Raw genomic sequence first — 19,397 nt, 5'->3', positions numbered from 1 at the left:
AACATATCGCGACCAAGGGCAAGGGAAAGCCAAAGATTTGCTGGCCTTCGCCGCGCACTGCCCTAATGTCTGGTGTCAACAGTCCAAAAGAGCCGCCAACGTGTCACTCGAAGCCATAGAACAACAGATCGCGCGCGTCGCCACCGGTGACCGGCTGGCCTTTGGCGCGCTTTATTCTCAGACATCCGCGAAACTATTTGGCATTGCGCTGCGTGTGTTGAAGGACAGGGCAGAAGCAGAAGAGGTGTTACAGGAGGTTTATGTAAAGGTCTGGCATAACGCCAACCGCTACCGTGCCAATGGTCTCAGCCCGATGACGTGGCTGATCACCATCGCGCGCAACACGGCGATTGACCGCGCCCGCAAGCGCCGCGAGAGCCAAGCGGGACTGGATGCAGCCGAGGCGATGGCAGACCCCACGCCAGGACCAGAGGCACTGGCCGTGCAAAGCTCGGAACGCGAGAAGCTTGCCGGGTGCTTTGGCGAACTGGAAGAGGGCCGCGCCGACGCCGTGCGCCGTGCCTATCTGGAAGGCGAAACATACGCCGAACTGGCAACGTCCTTTGACGTGCCACTGAACACGATGCGAACATGGCTGCGCCGCAGTCTGATGAAACTGAAGGAGTGTCTGACGCGATGAGCGACGACCAGCAGCCATATGACAGGGACGATCGCGTTCTTGCGGGGGAATATACCCTCGGGCTGCTGACGCCCGAGGAGGTCAGCACGTTTGAGGCCCGTCTGGTGCGCGAACCCGAGTTGCGCGCACTCTATGCCGCTTGGGCCGAGGATTTGGCCGGCATGACCGACGGCATCACCGAAGTGCGACCACCCCGACATCTGCAAAACCAGATCGAAACCCAGATTTTCGGCGTGACGGAAAAACCAACCCTCATGCAGCGTCTGGGTCTTGGCTGGGTCAGCGGCAGTCTGGCCGCCGCTGCCGTAGCTGTGGTGATCGGGCTCAATGCCGGGCTCTTTGATCCTGTTCCGCGTGCGCCCAACGATCCGGCCTATGTAGCGCAGATCGCCGCCGAGGATGGCAGCCTGATCGTGCAGGCCGCCTATGACGCAGAAAACGGCGCGCTCTTTGTGCAGCGTGACGCGGGCGGGGCCGCCGACGGCCGCGCGCTAGAACTGTGGCTGATCGCGGGTGACAACGCACCTGTGTCGCTGGGCGTGCTGCCTGAGGACCAGATTGCCAGCCTCACCATCCCCGAAGCCCTGCGCGCTGGTCTGGACGGCGGCGTGCTGGCGATTTCGGACGAGCCTCCGGGCGGCTCACCCACCGGCGCGCCCACCGGGGCCGTTTTGGCGGTTGGTGCTGTCAGTCCGGCTTGATCTCGCCGCGGTTGCGGCAATCTCGAAAAACTTTTCGCCTGATCTGAAACTCTTGCCGCGTGCCACGCGTGTCTCCTGTCGCAAACCGGGCAACACCGCCCGGAATGAAGAGGAGAAACAACATATGACTTTCGCACGTATTCTGAGCACCACAGCCGCCATCTGTATCGGCGCTGCACCCGTCATGGCCGGTAACACCAACACCGAAACCGGGACCGAGCAGATCGCGACCGCCAATCCGATGGTCGGCGGCGCGTCGATGTTCGCAGACAAGAATATCATCGAGAACGCGGTAAACTCCGCCGATCACACCACGCTTGTCGCTGCCGTTCAGGCCGCCGGACTGGTCGACACGCTGTCGGGTGAGGGTCCGTTTACGGTATTCGCCCCGACAAACGACGCGTTCGCGGCGCTGCCCGAGGGCACCGTCGAAACCCTGCTGAAGCCCGAGAACAAGGATCAGCTGACCAAGATCCTGACCTGCCACGTGGTTGGCGCCGACGCGATGTCGGACGCGATCATGGGGATGATTGACGATGATGGTGGCAGCCATGTCGTGCCCACGCTGGGCGGATGCAAGCTTGATGCCACCTATGACAACGGCCAGATCACGCTCAAGGATGAGCAGGGCCAGATGATCCACGTGACCATCGCAGATGTGAAACAGTCTAATGGCGTCATCCATGTTGTCGATGGTGTCATCCTGCCCGCGATGTAAACGCTGGTGCGACATATATCAGGTAACAATTCTCACCTGATCGTGCGGGTCCGTGCATTGCGATGCGGGCCCGCGACCACCAGATTGATCACACGCGATCAGCCGCCCGAAGAGGAGACCGAGACATGCACCGACGTCATTTCATCACCACCACAATAGCGGCGGGCGCAGTGACCGCGCTGGCACGCCCATCACTGGGGGCCGCGGAATTCGAGGTCACACGTACCGAGGCCGAATGGCGCGCGCGACTTAGCGATGCGCAATACGCCGTGATGCGCGAGGAATCGACTGAACGCGCTGGCAGCTCGCCACTGGACAAACAATATGCTGACGGCACTTATCATTGCCGGGGCTGTGATCTGGCGCTTTATCCGTCAGATACCAAATACGACAGCGGCACTGGCTGGCCCAGCTTTTACAAAGCTCTGCCAAACGCCATCGGCACCAAGGAAGACCGCAGTTTTTTCTCGGTGCGGACCGAATGCCACTGCCGCCGCTGCGGCAGCCATCTGGGCCACATCTTTGACGATGGTCCGGCTCCGACGGGCAAACGCCACTGCCTGAATGGCGTCAGTCTGGTGTTCAAACCGGCCTAGGCCCGCACGTCCGAAAAAAAATCGACGTTGTGGCATGCAACGTTTTGCGACTGCCCCGCGTTGGGTTGTAGAAGGCCCGCCGCTGCGGGTCTTTTCCCATGACCTGATAATCGCAAAGGAGCGCGCACATGAAACGCAGAGCATCCGCCACATGGCAAGGCGACCTGAAAACCGGCAAAGGCACCATCAGTACCCAGAGCGGGGCGATGAAAGACAACCCTTACGGATTTAACACCCGTTTTGAGGACGCCCCCGGTACCAACCCCGAGGAACTGGTCGGCGCGGCCCACGCGGGCTGCTATGCGATGGCCATGACGCTGGGCTTGGCGGACAAGGGCGTGACAGCCGATCAGATCGACGCCAAGGCACAGGTGACACTGGATGAGGTCGATGGTGGCTTTGCCGTGACCAAGGTGCATCTGGACGTCACCGCCCGCATCCCCGGCATCAGCGCAGCGGATTTCCAGGAGGTTGCCGAAGCGACCAAGAAGAATTGCCCGATTTCCAAACTGCTGAATGCCGAAATCACGCTCGATGCCAAGCTGGAAAGCTGATCGCGCAGGGCCCGACGAATCCGGCCCGCGCAGGATCATGCGTGGGCCGGAATTGGGTCAGGTTCTGATGGCCCGAGGGCCGACAAGCGGAAACGCTTTGTCGTAGATCAGCGTAAAGACATACGTATAACCGACCACGAAGGACGTGATGACAATATCTGCCATCAGTGCATCAACCACGCTGACTTGTAACCACAGCACGTAAATCGGCAGCGACGTGATTGTCAGCGATACCTCGAATCCCAGCGCGTGCAGAATCCGCCCCCAGTGTGACCGGGCGCTGGATACCCGCCCGGCGCGGGCATCCAACTGGTCAAAAGCCCAGTTGTAGACAAGGTTCAGCAACATCGCTTTAACCGACAGCATCGCGCCCAGCACGCCGATATCCATCATCGGTTTGTCAAAGAACACGGCCCCGGCGGGGATCAGCATCGCCATGAGCAAAAGCTCGAAAATGACCGTGTACCGCAGCCGGTCCCGCCCGGACCTGAGGATTGCCTTTTCCATAATATCCATCCGTTTTTCCACGCGTTGCTTTTATCGAAAAAAAATGGGATAAAAAGTCAGTTACCATCTAATAATCAGATAGGTTAGCGATGCCTTCACCGGATAGCCTGCGGGCCTTTGTCCTCGCTGCTGAACTCGGCTCATTTTCGGCCGCCGCGCGCCGATTGAACAAGGCGCAATCGGCTGTTTCGACAGCCATTGCCAATCTCGAAATCGATATCGGTTTTCCGCTTTTTGATCGCAGCACGCGCTCGCCGACCCTCACGCCCGAAGGTCGGGCGATGTTGCCCCATGCGAACGGAATATTGCTGGGAACACGAGAGTTCATGGCCAAGGCCGGGTCGATGGCCGAGGGGACAGAGGACCGGCTTGGCCTTGTTGTCGAAACCGGGATTGATCTGTTGCCGGTCTTTGCCATTCTCGAAACCTTCTCCGAAACGTTTCCAACATTGTCGCTGGAACTGCTGTCCACCGGACCCAATGATACCGGCGCGCTGCTAAAGGAAGGGCGCGCTGATCTGGGGCTGATGGTGGAGCAGGAAGATTATCCTGCCGGGTTTCAGTTTCGGGGTGTCGGGCACTCCACCATTGTCCGGGTGTGCGGGCGCGACCATCCGCTCGCCGCTTGCGTCCGCCCGACCTATGCCGATCTGCGCCAGTATCGCCAGATTATCCTGCGCAGCCGCTACCATCATCCTCATCCTGTCGGCGACGAAGCCAAGAGCGCGCTGGTCTGGCAGGCGGAAAGCCCCGGTTTGATCGTGGAACTGGTCCTGCGTGGCCTTGGCTGGACGGAACTGCCAATGCCCTCTGTTGCCAGCCACATCGCTGACGGAACACTGAGGCAATTGACCAGCGAATTTCAGCAAAGCGATCAACTCGTTGGCATTGATGTCGTCTGGACCGAACAGCGCGCTCTCGGGCAGGCGGGGCAATGGCTGCGTGACCGGCTGCTGGCCGTTCCGCAAGACAGGTGGCTGGGACGCAGGTCCGGCTAACGGCGCGGCCGCGCCAGTCGGGCGGCTGGCAAGCCGCCCGATCCTGTCCAAGTTTTCTTACTTGAAGTTCCGGCTCTGTTTGATCTGGTCCCATGCCCAGACGACCTGTTGCAGCTGCTCTTCCTGACTGCGGTCGCCACCGTTGATATCAGGGTGCAACACCTTGATCAGCGATTTATAGGCCTTGCGAATTTCGGCCTTGGTCCAGTTGTCATCCGCTTCGAGAATATCAATAGCCTGACGTTCGGTCGGTGGCAGCTTGCGCTGGCCGGACCGCGACTTGCCGGGGTTGCGGGTGGCGTTGACGCCCAGCACCTGATGCGGATCCTCGATGCCCAGCCGCGCCCATGCGCGCGCTTCGGGGTCGCCCATCGGCTTTGTCTCGCGCTCCCAAACCTTGTCCTTGGACATCTGCGCGTTCAGCTCGGCCTCGGTGGTGCCGTCAAAGAAGTTCCACTTGAGGTTATATTCGCGCGCGTGCTGCTGGCAGAACCACAGGAATTCGTCCAGCACATCCGGCGCTCTGGGCGCGCGGTACTTGCCCGGCTCCTCACAGCCTTCGTGCTCGCACAGGCGGGTCGATGTCTCGGACGCGCCTGACATGCCACGCCGGCCGCGCGGGTTTTTCTTCTTGGCGGATGATACGGACATATCGAAACCAAATGGATCTGACTTGGTCATCGGACACCTCTTTTCGAGTCGGAGCGGAAAGTCTAATGCGGTTTTCGGCCATTCTGAAATAAAGAAAACCAAAAATCCGCTTGCGGGCGGGTCCTTGCCGGGTGTTTCCTCGAGATCCGAGTGGCGGATTAAGAGCGGAACATCTTATTCTAAACCGCAGTGAATAGAAGGGGTGAAACGGAAAAAATGAACAGATCGGCAGAAATTCGTACGGCATTGGAAGCCGCGTTCGAGACCGAGCATCTCGAGGTCATCGACGAAAGCGAGGCGCATCGCGGTCACGCGGGTTATCCAGAGGGCGGGCAGTCGCATTTTCGCGTGCGTATGCGCGCGCCTGCGCTGCATGGCCAGAGCCGTCTCGCCAAACATCGCGCCGTGCATGCCGCCATCGGCCCGGATTTGATCGGGCAAATACACGCATTGGCGCTGGAGGTTGACGGCTAAGCGCGGCGTCGAGACAGCATTGCGCGCGTGCTCAGTCAGGCTTGCCCGGTTTTTTTGGGTCCGGCTCTGGCTCCGGGTCGGATTCGGGGCTGTCTGGCTCTGGCGTTTCCGGCTCGACCGGCGGCTCAGGCTCACGATCGACCGGCGACGCTACCTTGGCGTCAACCTCTTCGGCATCGGCCACCGCTTCGGCCACGGCCTGCGCTTCGGAGATCACCGTCTCGGCTGCGTCGCCCATGGGACGGCGAAACACCAGAACCGTGCGATATACCGTCTGGCTGGATGTCAGTCCTTGCCGTTCGCTGCCGGGCAACAGATCAGAGCGCAGGTATTCCCACCCTTCGGCGGCTTGCGCGTTCAAGAACAGTTCGACCGCATGGGCATAGCGCGCCTCTGCGGATTTTCGCCCCGGTGCCTTGACGCCCTTGGCGGGCGGGGTCAGCACCTTGTATTCGTAGCGGATCATAGCATCGGGTCCAGTCGTCTATCACAATAACTTGCGCAATCTAACGACCTGCACGCCAATGGGAAAGCCGGAAGTACATCGCGCCTAACGGGCGGTATCCAGCGTGTCCTTGTCCAAATGACAATAGATGAGGTGCCCATCTGCCGATGCGCGCGCCGGAGGGGACACCGTGTTACAGATGTCGCCCATATGACGCGGGCACCGCCGCTGAAACGGGCATCCCGTCGCGGGCGGTGCAAGATCCGCGGCATCATTGGCCAACAGCCGCGGCGCGGCATCCGGATCCGGCTCCAGCACAGCGCCCAACAGCACCTCGGTATAGGGATGAGATGGACGGCCATAAACCGCAGCAGCCGGGCCGATCTCGCACAGACGCCCCTGATACAGCACTGCAACGCGGTCTGCCAACGCGCGGACAACAGCCAGATCGTGGCTGACGAACACATAGGTCGCCGCGCGCGCTGCCTTCAGATCATTGAGCAGTTCCAGAACCGCTGCCTGCACCGACACGTCCAGCGCCGATGTCACCTCGTCGCAAAGCACGATATCGGGATCGGCGGCAAAGGCACGGGCGATGGCCACGCGTTGCTTCTCGCCACCCGATAGCTGGCCCGGCAGGCGGCTCAGGTAATGCGCGCCCAGCCGGACCTGTTCCAATAACGCCTCCTGACGGGCGCGCAGTTCAGTACCCGCCAGCCCGTGATACAGCGTTAACGGCTGCGCCAGCAATTGCGCCACGGTATGGCGCGGGTTGAGGCTGTCATCAGGATTCTGGAAAATCAGTTGCACGCGGCGCAGATGGTCCGGGCGACGGTTCGCAACCAGCGGCGGCAATGCTGTGTCACCGTCCAGCGCGATGGTACCGCTCAACGGTGCCAGCAATCCGGCGATGGCCTTCAGAATGGTCGATTTGCCGCTGCCGCTTTCGCCCACCAGGCCCAATGTCTCGCCGCGCGCGATTTGCGTGGTGATTCCCTGCACCGTTGATGTTGGCGGCTCGGCCCCGATCAACCGATCCCATAGCGTCGGCTGGGCATAGCAGATTGCCATGCCCTCCAGCGATAAGGCCACAGGACCCTCTTGCGCGACATGCACCGCCGTGGCGCCAGCCCCGTCCTTGGGCAGGGCGGCCACTTCATTGTGATGCAGGCATCGCGTGTGCATTCCGCCGCCTGCATCGTGCATCGTCACCGGCGCGGCGCGGCAGTCACCACGCGCCAATGCGCAACGCGGTGCAAAGGCGCAGCCGGTGCGGGCCTCGCCCGGTGCGGGTGGGCGACCCTCCAGCGCCACCGGCAGATGCGTGTCGCCCAGCCGTGGGATCGAGGCCAGCAAACCGCGCGCATAGGGGTGCAACGGCGCGCGCAGTACGTCGCGCGCGTCACCCTCCAGCACGACTTCGCCCGCATACATCACCATCACCCGGTCACAGGTCCGCGCGATCACCCCCAGATCGTGACTGACATACAGCATCGCCATGTTTCGCGCCTGCGCCAGATCGCGCAGCAGGTCCAGAAGATGCGCCTGCGTCGTCACATCCAGACCAGTCGTCGGCTCATCCAACAACAACGCATCGGGATCACCGGCCAGCGCCATCGCGATCGCCACCCGTTGTTGCTGCCCACCGGACAGTTCATGCGGGAACCGGGTATAGATCGTTTCCGGGTCGGGCAGTCGCACCTGCGTCAGCAACTCCAGCGCGCGGGCGGTATGGTCCGATCGGGGCAGGGGGCTGTGCAGACGCAGCGCCTCGGCCATCTGCCGTCCGATGCGCATGGTCGGCGTCAACGACTGCCCTGCATTCTGCGGCACCAGCCCCAACTGCCCGCCCCGGATCGACTCCAACCCGCGCCGCCGCTGGGCAAACATGTCGTGCCCGTCAAATTGCACGGTGCCGGCCAGCACGCGCAGCCCGGATTTGAGGTATCCCATTGCCGCCAGTGCCAATGTGCTCTTGCCGGACCCGGATTCGCCCACCAGCCCGACGCTCTGCCCGCGCGCAACGCTCAGGTCGACGCTGTGCAGGACCGGCAGGGTCCGGCCCGAGAGGCCGGTAAAGCCCACGCTGAGGCTGTTGACTTCGATGATGGGGGCTGCGCCGCTCATCTCAGATCGCCGCCTTGCGGGCGCGGTCGATGCCCAGCGATTTGGCCAACGCATCTGCCGCCAGATTGATCCCAATGATCAGCGAACTCAGCGCAATGACCGGCCCCAATACGCCCCAGAGCGCGAGCGACATGTATATCCGTCCATCCGCGATCATCAGCCCCCAGTCCGGGGTTGGCGGGGAAACGCCAAACCCCAGAAATGACAGCGACGAGAACGCCAGCAACATCCACGACCAGCGCATTGCCCCCTCGACCATCATCACATCGCGTACATTGGGCAGCAATTCGGTGCCGATGATGGTCATGGCGCTGTGCCCGCGCGCATGGGCGGCAGCAATGAAATCACGCGCGATCACCTCATGCGTGGCCGCCCTAGCGACACGAATGACAGGAATGCCAAAGAGAAAACCAAGCGTCGGGATCAGCACATGGTTGCCCGTGCCAAAGGTCATCACCAAAACCAACAGGATCAGGATGCCGGGTAACGACAGGAAGGCATCCACAAGCCGCATCATCGCCTCGTCGATCCGGCCACCCGCCAGCCCCAGCGCCATGCCGGTGAACCCGCCCCACAGCATCGCCAGCGGTGTGGCCAGCCCGGTCACGAACAGCGCCTCGCGTCCGCCCATCATCACGCGGCTCAGGATGTCACGCCCCAGATGATCGGTGCCCATCCAGTGCCGGGCGCTGGGCGTCTCCAGCATTTCTGCGGAACTCATCGCGTTGGTGTCAAACGGCACGATCCACGGGCCAAATGCCGCCAGCAAGACGTGGAAGCCGATCAAGGTCACGCCAACGGCCCCCGAGGGCCGCGCGGCTACATCGCGCAACACACGCCAGATACGCCGCGCACGAAACGCGGTCCGGGGCTGCGCTGCATCACTCATCGGCGCCTCATGTGATACGTGCGCAAGCGCGGGTTCAGCACCATCGTCAGGATATCCGCCGTCAGGTTCACGCCCACATAGGTCACTGCCACGATCAGCGCGATGGCTTGCACCACTGGCAGGTCACGGTCGGATATGGCGTCGATCATCATCCGCCCCATGCCGGGATAGTTGAACACCACTTCGATCACCACCACCCCACCCAAGAGCCACGCCACCGTCAACGCCACGACGTTGATCGCAGGTAGCAGCGCATTGGGCAGCGCATGGCGGAACACCACTTGCCAGTAGGGTACGCCCTTGAGCGTGGCCATCTGCACGTAATCGCCCGCCATCACCTCGATCACCGAGGACCGGACCATGCGCAGGATATGCGCCGTCATCACCATGCTCAGCACGATGACCGGCAGGATAATCTCCGGAAAAAATGCCGAGACCGGATAATCGGCGGGGGCCACCACGATCCCCGGTATCCAGCGCAACCAGACCGAGAAAATGAGGATCAGCACCGTGGCCGATACGAATTCGGGGATGGTCATTGCCAAGATCGCCGTGGTCGACAGCAGCAGATCAACCGGCCGGTCGCGCCATAGCCCGGTGATGACACCCAGCACGATGGCCAGCGGAACACCCACCGCCAATGCGCAGGCCGCCAGCAATGCGGAATTCTTCAACCGGTCCGTCACCAGTGAGGCGATGCTCTCTACCCCGCCCGCCGATATCCCGAAATCGCCGCGCACAGCGCCGCCAGCCCAGTCAAGATACCGCGTGACCGCAGATTGATCCAATCCCAGATCGGCGCGGCATTTCTCCAGCAGCGCGCCCTGCGCCTCGCGCTCCAGAAACGCGGTGCAGGCGTCTCCGGGCAGGGCCTCGACACCTGCAAAGATCAGCACCGACACGATCACCACAGTGATTGCGCCCAGAACGAGGCGGCGCAGCAAAAGCGTCAGCATGACAATCGCATAAGCAGGCGCGGCGCTCCCTTGGTCAGCACGGGCAGATCAGGGCCGGCAGACCTGCCGACGCCACCACCATAGGCCGAACCGCGCAGGCCCGTCGAGGGCGATAATCGCCCCCTCAACGCCGGATAGAGTTGCCAATGCCGATCCTGCGCCCAATCCCCTCGGGGTGTGGCAGCGCGTCATGTGCGGTCTGCATCCGGCCCAGACCGTCCAGAATATCCTGTGGCATCGGCGTCACCTTTGGCCCGGTCATGTCCACATGCAGCGTCAGCCCCTCTGCCGTCGCGGCCAGCCAGCCATCCTCATGATAGAGATGCTGAAAACTGTGAAAACGTTTCTCGTCATGGTCGATCAACTGAAACGCCACCCGAACCCGGTCCCCCAGATGCAGCTCGCGCATGTAGCGGATATGAAATTCGGCGGTGTATGTGGTCAGCTTGCGCGCCTCGGCATAATCCACCCCGAACCCAATCAACGGATAGACCTGATCCGCCCCGCGATCAAACAGCACCGTGTAATAGGCCATATTCAGATGCCCGTTATAGTCGATCCACTCCGGCTCGATCTCCATCAGATCGGTCAGAAATGGCGCATTGTCGGGCTTTGGGGCGGTCTGTGGCATCGGCTACGCGTCCTCGGGTCGGGTCGCATGGCGGTGTAGCTGGTGTGGCGCAAGGAGGGAAGGGGTTACGGCTTTTCGGACGTTCGCTGCCATCAGGGCCGCTCTGTGTGGTTCGGACGAAGCGTCACTTCGCTGCACCTACGCGAAGGTCAGCTAAACCTTGAATTCCAAATTCGCCGCCTCGCTTCGTCTCTGTCTTCATATTCTGCAATAGCTTTTTCCAATTCGTCAGGCGCGAGCGCGGCATCCCCTTTTGCATGCTGTGTGATCTGCATCGTGTACCATGCGGTCACACCGCCTTCTGGCGGGTTCTTGAACCGTGGAAACTGCGGCTCGCTGCGCTGTTCGGACAGCCAAAAAGATGGCAGTTTTGGATCGACCACCAACGCGCGAGCCAACCCGATAAGGCCGGCCTTGTCCTCGACAATTGCGCTTTCTGCTTGAGCACGCGTTTTGAATCCGCCTGTGAGCATCAATGGTATGTTCGTCTTTTGGCGCGCGCGACCTGCGAATTCTACGAAATAGGGGCCAGAGCCTGCCCGATCAGACGAGGATGCAGCACCGGGGAAGTATGTGCCGCCGCTGATGTCGATAAGGTCGATTGCCATTTGGTCTACTGTGGCGATGACCTCGAGGGACTCGTTCTCAGCAAAACCGCCCTCAAGCTGGTCCGTCGCATTCAACTTGATACCGACCGGATATTCAGGGCCGACAACTTTTCTCACCGCGTCGACCACTTCGAGCAGGAGCCGCATCCGGTTTTGGAGAGAACCGCCATAGGCATCCTCTCGTTTGTTGAACAAAGGTGACAGAAATTGACTAAGCAGGAAGCCATGTGCCGCATGTACCTGCACACCTCCGAAACCAAGTTCCTTTGCAAGGTTGGCGGTTTGGGCAAATTCGGCGGGTAGCGCGTGTATCTCGTCCATCGACAACGCGCCGCAAGTCAGGCCGGGTAAGTCCAGCGCGCTCGGTCCTTTTGGTGTACTTATCGGGGCATCCGCCATTGCGCCCGCGTGGCCAAGTTGGAGCCATAGGTGTGCGTTGTCGGTTTCACCTGCTTTTGCGAGGCGTTTGAACAAGTCTAGATCTGAGTGACCATTCAAAACAAGGTTGCCGGGCTTCTCTGCAAAATGAGGAGTAGTTTGAACCTCGCCGATGATTGACAACGCCAAACCGCCTTGGGCCCACTGTTCGTAAAGTCTGATCTGATCGTTGGTTGGGTTGCCAGCGCCGTCGCCAAGAGAGTCCGACATTGCGGACTTGGCGATCCGGTTTTTCAGTGTAGCACCGCATGGCAGTGTCAGCGGTTGGGCGAGCGGTGAAATTTGCGCTTTGGGCATGAAGCCTCGGAATTTTATTAGTGTGATACGTCAAAGCCGACGTTCAAGCATCACGCAGTATCGGTCAATAAGGCCCAATGCTGGCGTTGGTTTCGAACGTCTGTTTCGGGCCACCGGCGATCGATGGGTTGCCGGGCATAAGGCTCGAAAACCAAACACTCCGAATGCTTGTTGCCTTCGGGTGAGCCCAAACACAACACTAACTCACCCGGCCGCACGGCAGCACCGGCGCGCACCACGCATCTGATCACACCCACCGACATGATACCGACGCAGTACCGACGTAAAACCGATGCCGGATTTCAAAGCCCCAGCTTGGCGCTCACGATCTGGTTGACGGCTTTGGGATTGGCCTTGCCGCCGGTCGCTTTCATCACTTGCCCCACGAACCAGCCAGCCAGTTTGGGGTTGGCCTTTGCCTTTTCCACCTGTGCTGGATTGTCGGCGATGATCTGGTCCACGGCGGCCTCGATGGCGCCGGTGTCCGTGACCTGTTTCATGCCGCGTTTTTCAACGATTTCAGCAGGATCTCCGCCGTCGGTGTAGACGATCTCGAACAGGTCCTTGGCAATCTTGCCACTGATCGCGTCCGAGCTGATCAGGTCCACGATACCGCCCAGCTGATCCGGGTTGACCGGGCTGGAGGTGATGTCTGCGCCCTCTTTCTTGAGCCGACCAAACAGCTCGTTGATCACCCAGTTTGCCACCAGTTTGCCATCGCGTCCCGCCGCAGCGGCCTCGAAATATCCGGCACTTTCCAGATCCGCCGTCAGCACTGAGGCGTCGTATTCGCTAAGCCCGAAGTCATTGACAAATCGTGCCTTTTTCGCGTCCGGCAGTTCGGGCAGAGAGGCGGCGATCTCGTCCACCCATGCCTGCTCTATCTCCAGCGGCAGCAGGTCGGGGTCGGGGAAATAGCGGTAATCATGCGCCTCTTCCTTGGACCGCATCGACCGCGTTTCGTTCTTGTCGGGATCATACAGGCGGGTTTCCTGATCGACCGATCCACCGGCCTCGAGAATACCGATTTGGCGGCGCGCCTCATAATCGATCGCCATCTGGATGAACCGGGTAGAGTTCATGTTCTTGATTTCGCAACGCGTGCCGAGATGGGAAAAATCCTGAGTTTCCTGATACTTCTCATACTGACCCGGACGGCAGACGCTGACATTCACGTCGGCGCGCAGGTTGCCGTTCTGCATGTTGCCATCGCAGGTGCCGAGGTAGCGCAGGACCTGACGCATTTTCAGCACATAGGCGGCTGCCTCTTCGGGGCCACGGATGTCCGGGCGGCTGACGATCTCCATCAGGCAGACGCCGGTTCGGTTGAGGTCGACGAAGGACATGTTAGGGTCCATGTCGTGAATGGATTTACCTGCATCCTGCTCCATATGGATACGCTCTATCCGTACCAGTCGCGCGATGCCCGGCTCCATGTCCACCAGCACCTCGCCTTCGCCGACGATGGGTTCGTAGAGCTGGCTGATCTGATACCCTTGGGGCAGGTCCGGGTAGAAGTAATTCTTGCGGTCAAAGGCCGATTTCAAGTTGATTTGCGCCTTCAGGCCCAGCCCCGTGCGCACGGCCTGCTCAATGCAGAATTCGTTGATCACCGGCAACATGCCCGGCATTGCGGCGTCCACAAAGGCAACATTCGAATTGGGCTCGGCTCCGAACCGGGTAGAGGCACCCGAAAACAGCTTGGCCTGTGACGCCACCTGCGCGTGCACTTCCATCCCGATGACCAGTTCCCAGTCATGCTTGGCGCCCGCGATCACGCGTGGTTTGGGTGTCTCGTATGTCAGATCGAGCATGGCGTGCCCTCCATATGTCAGGTGCTCAGCGTTCTAGGCCAGCGTGCGGAAGGGGGCAAGAGCCTGCGCGCAAGCCGGAACGCGAGGCATTACGATGGCGGCAATTCGGTAAAATGACGACAATCGTTCGCGACATGTCGAAATGCGATTGCAAATCATCAGGAAGATTGGTTTCTTGGCATAACATCAAACATTGTATGGTTTTTTTCGATCCATGGGTAAGAGTGAAAACGAACAACGAGCACAGGCGCATGCGATTGAGGTCGTTGGGGACAAGTGGACATTGTTGTTAGTCTCAACACTGATGAGAAACGGCCCCAGCCGTTTTTTGGATTTGCAGGATAGTCTGGGTGTCTCGCCCAACACCCTTTCTGCAAGGCTCAAGCGCATGGAAGGTGCCGGCCTGATCGCGCGCCATCCTTACTCCGAAAATCCGCCCCGGTCAGCGTACAAGTTGACGCCGAGCGGGAGCGCTCTTTTGCCGGTGCTGGACGCGATGAAGCTTTGGGCGCTGCAGCATGGTGTGCCCCGGAAAACCTGATGGGGTGGGGCGATACTACGCGCCTGACGCGGGATCGATTAAATCGAGGGCAGGTGATACATGCCAGCAGGCGAAAACGCGATGCTACTGCCGTCCGAGATGTCATCGGCAAAGATTGAGGCAATCGCGCGCAGCGCCGTCTGACGGCCTTCGCTGATTAGTGCCCGACGAGATGGCAGACGGGACGGTTGGCCGGGGTTATGCAGGGCCTGCGTCCAGATCAGCGGATGCAGCTCATGCAGGTGGTCCGACAGAATCCAGCGCAGGTTTTCCTGAACCGATGCACGAATTGCGGCGGTGGCATGTGGTGTGTCGTCCTGCGGGCGCATCGACACCGCACAAAATGCCGCCAGCAGGTTCGCAGTGTGTTGATCGGGACAGCGGGCAAGAATGTCGCGCAACCCATCTGCGAAAAAGTCGGTGTCCAACAGATCCAGAGCCCCCGCGTCCAACGCCAATGCATCGAGGTAGACCCAAGCATATGCTCCGGCGCCCCAAACATCGCCGGTCCGAGAGGCTGTGCGCCGTGCTTCCAGTTCCAGCCTTTTGTAATCTCCCAGACGATTGGGCAGCAGGGTCTGTCCGAGCGCGCGCATGTGGCGCGGGCTGGTCGGATCCAAATCTATCAGGTCCTCGAAATCATCCGCTACATTGCGATCCGTGCAGGTCTGCGCGGCCAGCAGCGCGCATTCGGTCGCCGCGAGCGAGGGCGCATTTTCGGCAAGCCCGCTGAACCGCGTCAGCAGGTCAGCTGCGCGATCGAAATGCGCTTTGAACTGGGCAGCGCGCGCGCCCGGTGTCTCGGTAAGGGGGCTGTCGGGCGCGTGGCGCCAAGCCCAGCCAATATCGATATGGGTTGCGGCAACGATCATCGCCCTTGCGTAATCGTCTGGCGCGTCTGTCAGGATTGCTTCGAATGCGTCGATACCGGCGCTGGGTGGGGCCGTGCCCTCGAACAGCGCATCCTCTGCCATCGCGACCACATCACTGCGCGCACCAAAGCTCAGCAATAGTGCCGCCGATTCGCCGCCCGGAGTTGCGGTGCGTGCCGCATCCGCGTCGTGAATTGCCTCGGCAAGTTGATCCCACAGTTCCTGCCGAGCAAGCTTTAGTCCGCGATCCTGGAATTCGGCGCGTGCCATTTCTTCGTCTGTGATCGGCATCGACGGCAGGATGATACGGCGGCTGAGGGCATCCAGATCTGGCCGGTCGGCGCGGGTCCGCCCCGGACGCCGAGAGCGCAGCATGTACGAAACTTTGCCAGATAAGACGCTCAATCGCGGCAGGCTGGTATGGCGAAAGAAGGATTGCGCGGCAGTCATGATGGGGGAGGGCAGTGGCACGTTGGAATCGCCTCGAGTCAGGAACGTCAGTTTCAGTTGTCGGCGACTTTGCCGGGGCAATCGGGCCAAAACATGACACCGGTTTGAAGATGGCAAGGTAAGTCGGCGCTGTCGCGGCAATATTGCCTTTGATTGCAATTCCGGCGATCATGCGGGATGATCCGGCTTGCTCTTTGTATTTGCATAGTAATTTTTACCCCGAGTGGGTCGGCTAAGGCCGAAGAGGGCTCCTTGGGTCAAACAAACCCGGTGGCACGACCGGGCGAGATACCGCCGACGCGGTGGCAGCATCGTCCAGAGGCGACGCGCTGGACACGCGGTGCACTCGCCGCGCTTCAGGCCCACGGTCAGCCTCTGACCAAAACCGTGCCGCGCGATATTGCCGAATGGTGTCCGGGTTATGTTGCTGCTGAGCCGCCGCAGCGCCGGGCCTTTTGGGTCGGTTTCCTGTCGGCGCTGGCCAAATTCGAGAGCACATATCGGCCGGATGCAGTGGGCGGTGGGGGCAAATGGTACGGCCTGTTGCAAATCCTGCCTGCCACTGCGCGTGGCTATGGCTGTCGGGCGCGGTCCGGTGCCGCGCTGAAGGACGGAACCGCCAATTTGAGTTGTGCGATTCGCATACTTGCCGTCACTGTGCCACGCGATCAGGCGATTGCGATCAAGGACAGGCGCTGGCGCGGAGTGGCAGCAGACTGGGGGCCGATGCGTTCGGCACGCAAGCGGGCTGACATGGCCAGTTGGCTACGCCAGCAAAGCTTTTGCGCCGTGACAACGTCACCACGACCCAAGGCACGCCCCAAGCCGATCGCCGAAGCAGCAACGGGTGACTGAGTATCACGCCTCGCGGATGCGGCTCACCATTTCCGTGGTATCGCGGCTGAGCTTGGGCTGTGCCAGAATTCGGTCGAGCTGTGCGGAAATCAACGTCTGTCGCGCGTCGTCATACCGCCGCCATGTCTCGAACGCGGTAGACATCCGTGCAGTGGTCTGCGGGTTCAACGGATCCAGCTGGATGAGCCAATCGGCGAGCAGGGCGTAGCCGGCGCCGCTGACGTGGTGAAACCCTGCGGGCGACATCGTCAACGCGCCCAATGTCGCGCGGAAACGGTTCGGGTTCTTCAGTGTGAAATCAGGATGCCGCGTTAGTCTTTCGGCGACAGCCGCCGTATCTTGGGGGCGCGCGTGCAAGATTTGCAAACTGAACCATTTGTCGATTACCAGCCGATCATGCTGCCATTGATCGTAAAAGGCAGCCACTGCCGGATCGCCGTTCCCAGCCTGCAACAGGCAGCCCAACGCCGCCAGTTGCTGGGTCATGTTGTCTGCGCTGTCATACTGGCGTTGCGCCTGCGCTCCGCCATCAAGCCGGGTGATCATGCCCAGTGCGGCATTGGCCAGCGCCCGAGCGCCTGATTGCGCAGCATCCGGGCGGTAGGGTTCGGTAACCTGATACTGCGCGTAGAGTCTGGTCGCGGTGTCCTGCATCGCCTGTGCGCGCGCCTGTTTCAACGTCTCCAGCGCGTCCCAGATCACCTGTGGATCAGGTGTGGTGCCGCCATCATGCAGCGCCTGCGCCAGATCGTCCTGACTGGGCAGCCCAAGAGCCAAAGCGCGAAACGCGGGGTCGAGGCTGTCGTCGCGTGCCATTGTCAGGGTTGCATCAAGGTACCGCTCATCGGGATCCTCGTTCTGACAGATCATCTCCAGCAGGCCCTCGCGTGCCAGCGTGCGGCCTGCTTCCCATTTGTTGAACGGGTCGGTGTCATGTGCCAGCACGAACGCCCGTTCCTCTGGGCTGGTGTCGCGCTGGATGATCACGGGCGCCGAAAAGTCGCGCAGGATCGACGGTACAGGCCGGGCATTCAGGCCTTCGAACCTGAAGCTCTGCTTTGCCTCGGTCATTTCCAGCACTTCGGTTGCACGCACCTCGTCGCCATCTGATCCCAGAAGACCGACGGCAACCGGGATCACACGCGGCGGCTTGTTATCCTGACCGGGGGTCGGGGGCGTGTTCTGGCTGAGGTGCAGGGTATATGTGCCATCCGCGAAATCGTCCGTGACTCGAACACGCGGCGTCCCCGCATCATCATACCAACGGCGGAATTGGGTCAGGTCGCGCCCCGTGGCATCCTCGAATACTTGCAACCAATCCTCTATCGTGGCGGCGTCACCATCGTGACGCTCGAAATAAAGGTCGAGCGCGCTGTAGTAGGCCGCATCGCCGACCAGCGTTTTCAGCATGCCGATCACTTCGGCACCCTTTTCATAGATCGTTGCAGTATAGAAGTTATTGATCTCGACAAAGCTTGATGGCCGGACAGCATGTGCCAGCGGCCCGTTATCCTCGCGGAACTGGCGGGCACGTAGCGCGATCACATCCTCAATCCGCTTGACCGGTGCGCTGCGCATATCTGCCGTGAACTGCGCATCGCGGTAAACCGTCAGACCCTCCTTGAGGCAAAGCTGGAACCAATCGCGGCAGGTGATCCGATTGCCAGTCCAGTTGTGGAAATACTCATGCGCGATGATCGCCTCGATCCGCTCGAAATTGGCGTCGGTGGACGTTTCGGGTGAGGCGAGCACGCAAGAAGAGTTGAATATATTCAGCCCCTTGTTTTCCATCGCCCCCATGTTGAAGTCATCGACCGCAACGATGTTAAAGAGGTCCAGATCGTATTCGCGTCCATAAACCTCTTCGTCCCAGCGCATTGAATCCTTCAGCGCCTGCATCCCGAATGCACATTTACCTTCGTCACCGGGGCGCACCCAGATGTTCAGTTCTACCTCGCGGCCAGAGCAGGTGGTAAAACTGCCGGGGTGGTTGACCAGTTGACCCGCCACCAACGCAAAGAGATAGGCTGGTTTTGGCCATGGATCGTGCCATTCTGCAAAGCCGTCGCCCTTGGCCACGAGATTGCCGTTGGACAGCATCACCGGATCATCGCCCTCGATGCGCACGGTAAAGACCGCCATCACATCCGGCCGGTCCGGGTAATAGGTGATCTTGCGAAATCCTTCGGCCTCGCATTGCGTGCAATACATGCCGTTCGACATATAGAGCCCTTCGAGCGCCGTGTTGGCCGCCGGATCAATCTCTACTTCGGCCTCCCAGACAAAAGGTGCATCAGGCACATCGCAGGTCAGCCCGGTGTCGGTCATCTGGGGCGATACAGGGGCGCCGTCGATTGCGGCAGAGATCAGAGTCAGATTTTCGCCATGCAGCACAAACTCTCCGCTTTTTGCGTCCGGGTTGGGGCGAAAGCTGATCCGGCTGAGAACGCGCGTCGCGCTCGGCGAAAGCCGAAAAGTCAGATGCACATCCGAAATCAGATAGGCGGGCGGGGTATAGTCCGCCAGATAAATCGGCTGCGGGGCGGCATCTTTCATAGTTTTTTACTCCGGCGAAAAAGGAACCAACGTGCGGGGCGGACGTTATGTCACTGACACCCGCCCTTCAATGGGCGAT

At 60.7% G+C, this 19,397-nt stretch carries 20 protein-coding genes; 9 read left to right on the top strand and 11 right to left on the bottom strand.

Annotated elements, in window-relative coordinates; all coding sequences use genetic code 11:
• Positions 1 to 100 precede the first annotated feature (100 nt).
• The 5 genes from N7U68_RS05100 to N7U68_RS05080 all read left to right on the top strand — a co-directional run bounded on the left by N7U68_RS05100 (position 101) and on the right by N7U68_RS05080 (position 3,209).
• A complete protein-coding gene (locus tag N7U68_RS05100; RefSeq protein ID WP_263048447.1) occupies positions 101 to 640 on the top strand; it encodes a sigma-70 family RNA polymerase sigma factor in 540 nt (179 codons plus the stop codon).
• Positions 637 to 1,341, top strand: a complete 705-nt coding sequence (locus tag N7U68_RS05095; protein WP_165191853.1) for an anti-sigma factor — start codon at positions 637 to 639, stop codon at positions 1,339 to 1,341. Before N7U68_RS05100 ends, N7U68_RS05095 begins: the two co-directional genes overlap by 4 nt.
• Before the next feature lie 184 nt (positions 1,342 to 1,525).
• Complete coding sequence (locus N7U68_RS05090; RefSeq protein WP_165197533.1) at positions 1,526 to 2,059, top strand: fasciclin domain-containing protein; 534 nt, start codon at positions 1,526 to 1,528, stop codon at positions 2,057 to 2,059.
• 125 nt (positions 2,060 to 2,184) lie between these two features.
• A complete protein-coding gene (msrB, locus tag N7U68_RS05085) occupies positions 2,185 to 2,655 on the top strand; it encodes a peptide-methionine (R)-S-oxide reductase MsrB (RefSeq protein ID WP_263048446.1) in 471 nt (156 codons plus the stop codon).
• 128 nt (positions 2,656 to 2,783) lie between these two features.
• Positions 2,784 to 3,209 carry an OsmC family protein gene (locus N7U68_RS05080; protein WP_165191855.1) on the top strand — a complete coding sequence of 142 codons (426 nt, stop codon included), beginning with the start codon at positions 2,784 to 2,786 and terminating at the stop codon, positions 3,207 to 3,209.
• Between the two features lie 57 nt (positions 3,210 to 3,266).
• Here the strand turns inward: N7U68_RS05080 and N7U68_RS05075 are convergent, their stop codons facing one another.
• Positions 3,267 to 3,725: a PACE efflux transporter gene (locus tag N7U68_RS05075; protein WP_263048445.1), complete on the bottom strand. Its 459-nt coding sequence runs from the start codon at positions 3,723 to 3,725 to the stop codon at positions 3,267 to 3,269.
• 80 nt (positions 3,726 to 3,805) lie between these two features.
• Between N7U68_RS05075 and N7U68_RS05070 the strand changes: the two genes are divergently transcribed.
• Complete coding sequence (locus N7U68_RS05070; RefSeq protein WP_263048444.1) at positions 3,806 to 4,714, top strand: LysR family transcriptional regulator; 909 nt, start codon at positions 3,806 to 3,808, stop codon at positions 4,712 to 4,714.
• Between the two features lie 57 nt (positions 4,715 to 4,771).
• Here the strand turns inward: N7U68_RS05070 and N7U68_RS05065 are convergent, their stop codons facing one another.
• A complete protein-coding gene (locus N7U68_RS05065; RefSeq protein ID WP_165191858.1) occupies positions 4,772 to 5,395 on the bottom strand; it encodes a J domain-containing protein in 624 nt (207 codons plus the stop codon).
• A gap of 186 nt (positions 5,396 to 5,581) precedes the next feature.
• Between N7U68_RS05065 and N7U68_RS05060 the strand changes: the two genes are divergently transcribed.
• Complete coding sequence (locus N7U68_RS05060; RefSeq protein ID WP_263048443.1) at positions 5,582 to 5,839, top strand: BolA family protein; 258 nt, start codon at positions 5,582 to 5,584, stop codon at positions 5,837 to 5,839.
• A gap of 31 nt (positions 5,840 to 5,870) precedes the next feature.
• Here N7U68_RS05060 and N7U68_RS05055 read toward each other — a convergent pair whose 3' ends face one another.
• The 7 genes from N7U68_RS05055 to gatB all read right to left on the bottom strand — a co-directional run bounded on the left by N7U68_RS05055 (position 5,871) and on the right by gatB (position 14,044).
• Positions 5,871 to 6,305, bottom strand: a complete 435-nt coding sequence (locus N7U68_RS05055) for a DUF4177 domain-containing protein (protein WP_263048442.1) — start codon at positions 6,303 to 6,305, stop codon at positions 5,871 to 5,873.
• Between the two features lie 84 nt (positions 6,306 to 6,389).
• Positions 6,390 to 8,411, bottom strand: a complete 2,022-nt coding sequence (locus N7U68_RS05050; protein WP_263048441.1) for a dipeptide ABC transporter ATP-binding protein — start codon at positions 8,409 to 8,411, stop codon at positions 6,390 to 6,392.
• Position 8,412: 1 nt separating this feature from the next.
• Positions 8,413 to 9,300 carry an ABC transporter permease gene (locus N7U68_RS05045; RefSeq protein ID WP_165191862.1) on the bottom strand — a complete coding sequence of 296 codons (888 nt, stop codon included), beginning with the start codon at positions 9,298 to 9,300 and terminating at the stop codon, positions 8,413 to 8,415.
• A complete protein-coding gene (locus tag N7U68_RS05040) occupies positions 9,297 to 10,256 on the bottom strand; it encodes an ABC transporter permease (protein ID WP_263048440.1) in 960 nt (319 codons plus the stop codon). Before N7U68_RS05040 ends, N7U68_RS05045 begins: the two co-directional genes overlap by 4 nt.
• 124 nt (positions 10,257 to 10,380) lie before the next feature.
• Complete coding sequence (locus N7U68_RS05035) at positions 10,381 to 10,887, bottom strand: thioesterase family protein (protein ID WP_263048439.1); 507 nt, start codon at positions 10,885 to 10,887, stop codon at positions 10,381 to 10,383.
• A gap of 149 nt (positions 10,888 to 11,036) precedes the next feature.
• Positions 11,037 to 12,230 carry an NADH:flavin oxidoreductase/NADH oxidase family protein gene (locus N7U68_RS05030; protein WP_263048438.1) on the bottom strand — a complete coding sequence of 398 codons (1,194 nt, stop codon included), beginning with the start codon at positions 12,228 to 12,230 and terminating at the stop codon, positions 11,037 to 11,039.
• 302 nt (positions 12,231 to 12,532) lie between these two features.
• A complete protein-coding gene (gene gatB, locus N7U68_RS05025; RefSeq protein WP_165191866.1) occupies positions 12,533 to 14,044 on the bottom strand; it encodes an Asp-tRNA(Asn)/Glu-tRNA(Gln) amidotransferase subunit GatB in 1,512 nt (503 codons plus the stop codon).
• Between the two features lie 214 nt (positions 14,045 to 14,258).
• On the opposite strand from gatB, the gene N7U68_RS05020 reads away from it, so the two are divergent.
• Positions 14,259 to 14,585 (top strand): winged helix-turn-helix transcriptional regulator, encoded by a 327-nt coding sequence (locus N7U68_RS05020; protein WP_165191867.1) that lies wholly within the window; start codon positions 14,259 to 14,261, stop codon positions 14,583 to 14,585.
• A 38-nt stretch (positions 14,586 to 14,623) separates the two neighbouring features.
• Here N7U68_RS05020 and N7U68_RS05015 read toward each other — a convergent pair whose 3' ends face one another.
• The gene (locus tag N7U68_RS05015; RefSeq protein WP_165191868.1) at positions 14,624 to 15,928 is read right to left on the bottom strand and encodes a hypothetical protein; all 1,305 of its coding nucleotides are present in this window, start codon (positions 15,926 to 15,928) and stop codon (positions 14,624 to 14,626) included.
• Positions 15,929 to 16,159: 231 nt separating this feature from the next.
• Here N7U68_RS05015 and N7U68_RS05010 point away from each other — a divergent pair, with 231 nt between their 5' ends.
• On the top strand, positions 16,160 to 16,762 hold the full coding sequence (locus N7U68_RS05010) for a lytic transglycosylase domain-containing protein (RefSeq protein ID WP_308446167.1): 603 nt from the start codon (positions 16,160 to 16,162) through the stop codon (positions 16,760 to 16,762).
• Positions 16,763 to 16,765: 3 nt separating this feature from the next.
• Here N7U68_RS05010 and pepN read toward each other — a convergent pair whose 3' ends face one another.
• Entirely contained in the window at positions 16,766 to 19,318 is a 2,553-nt protein-coding gene (pepN, locus tag N7U68_RS05005) for an aminopeptidase N (protein WP_263048437.1), read from the bottom strand.
• Positions 19,319 to 19,397 lie beyond the last annotated feature (79 nt).

This window comes from Roseovarius pelagicus (genome assembly GCF_025639885.1).
GTDB classification, from domain to species: Bacteria; Pseudomonadota; Alphaproteobacteria; order Rhodobacterales; family Rhodobacteraceae; genus Roseovarius; species Roseovarius pelagicus.
This window is presented reverse-complemented; position numbering and strand designations above follow the sequence as displayed.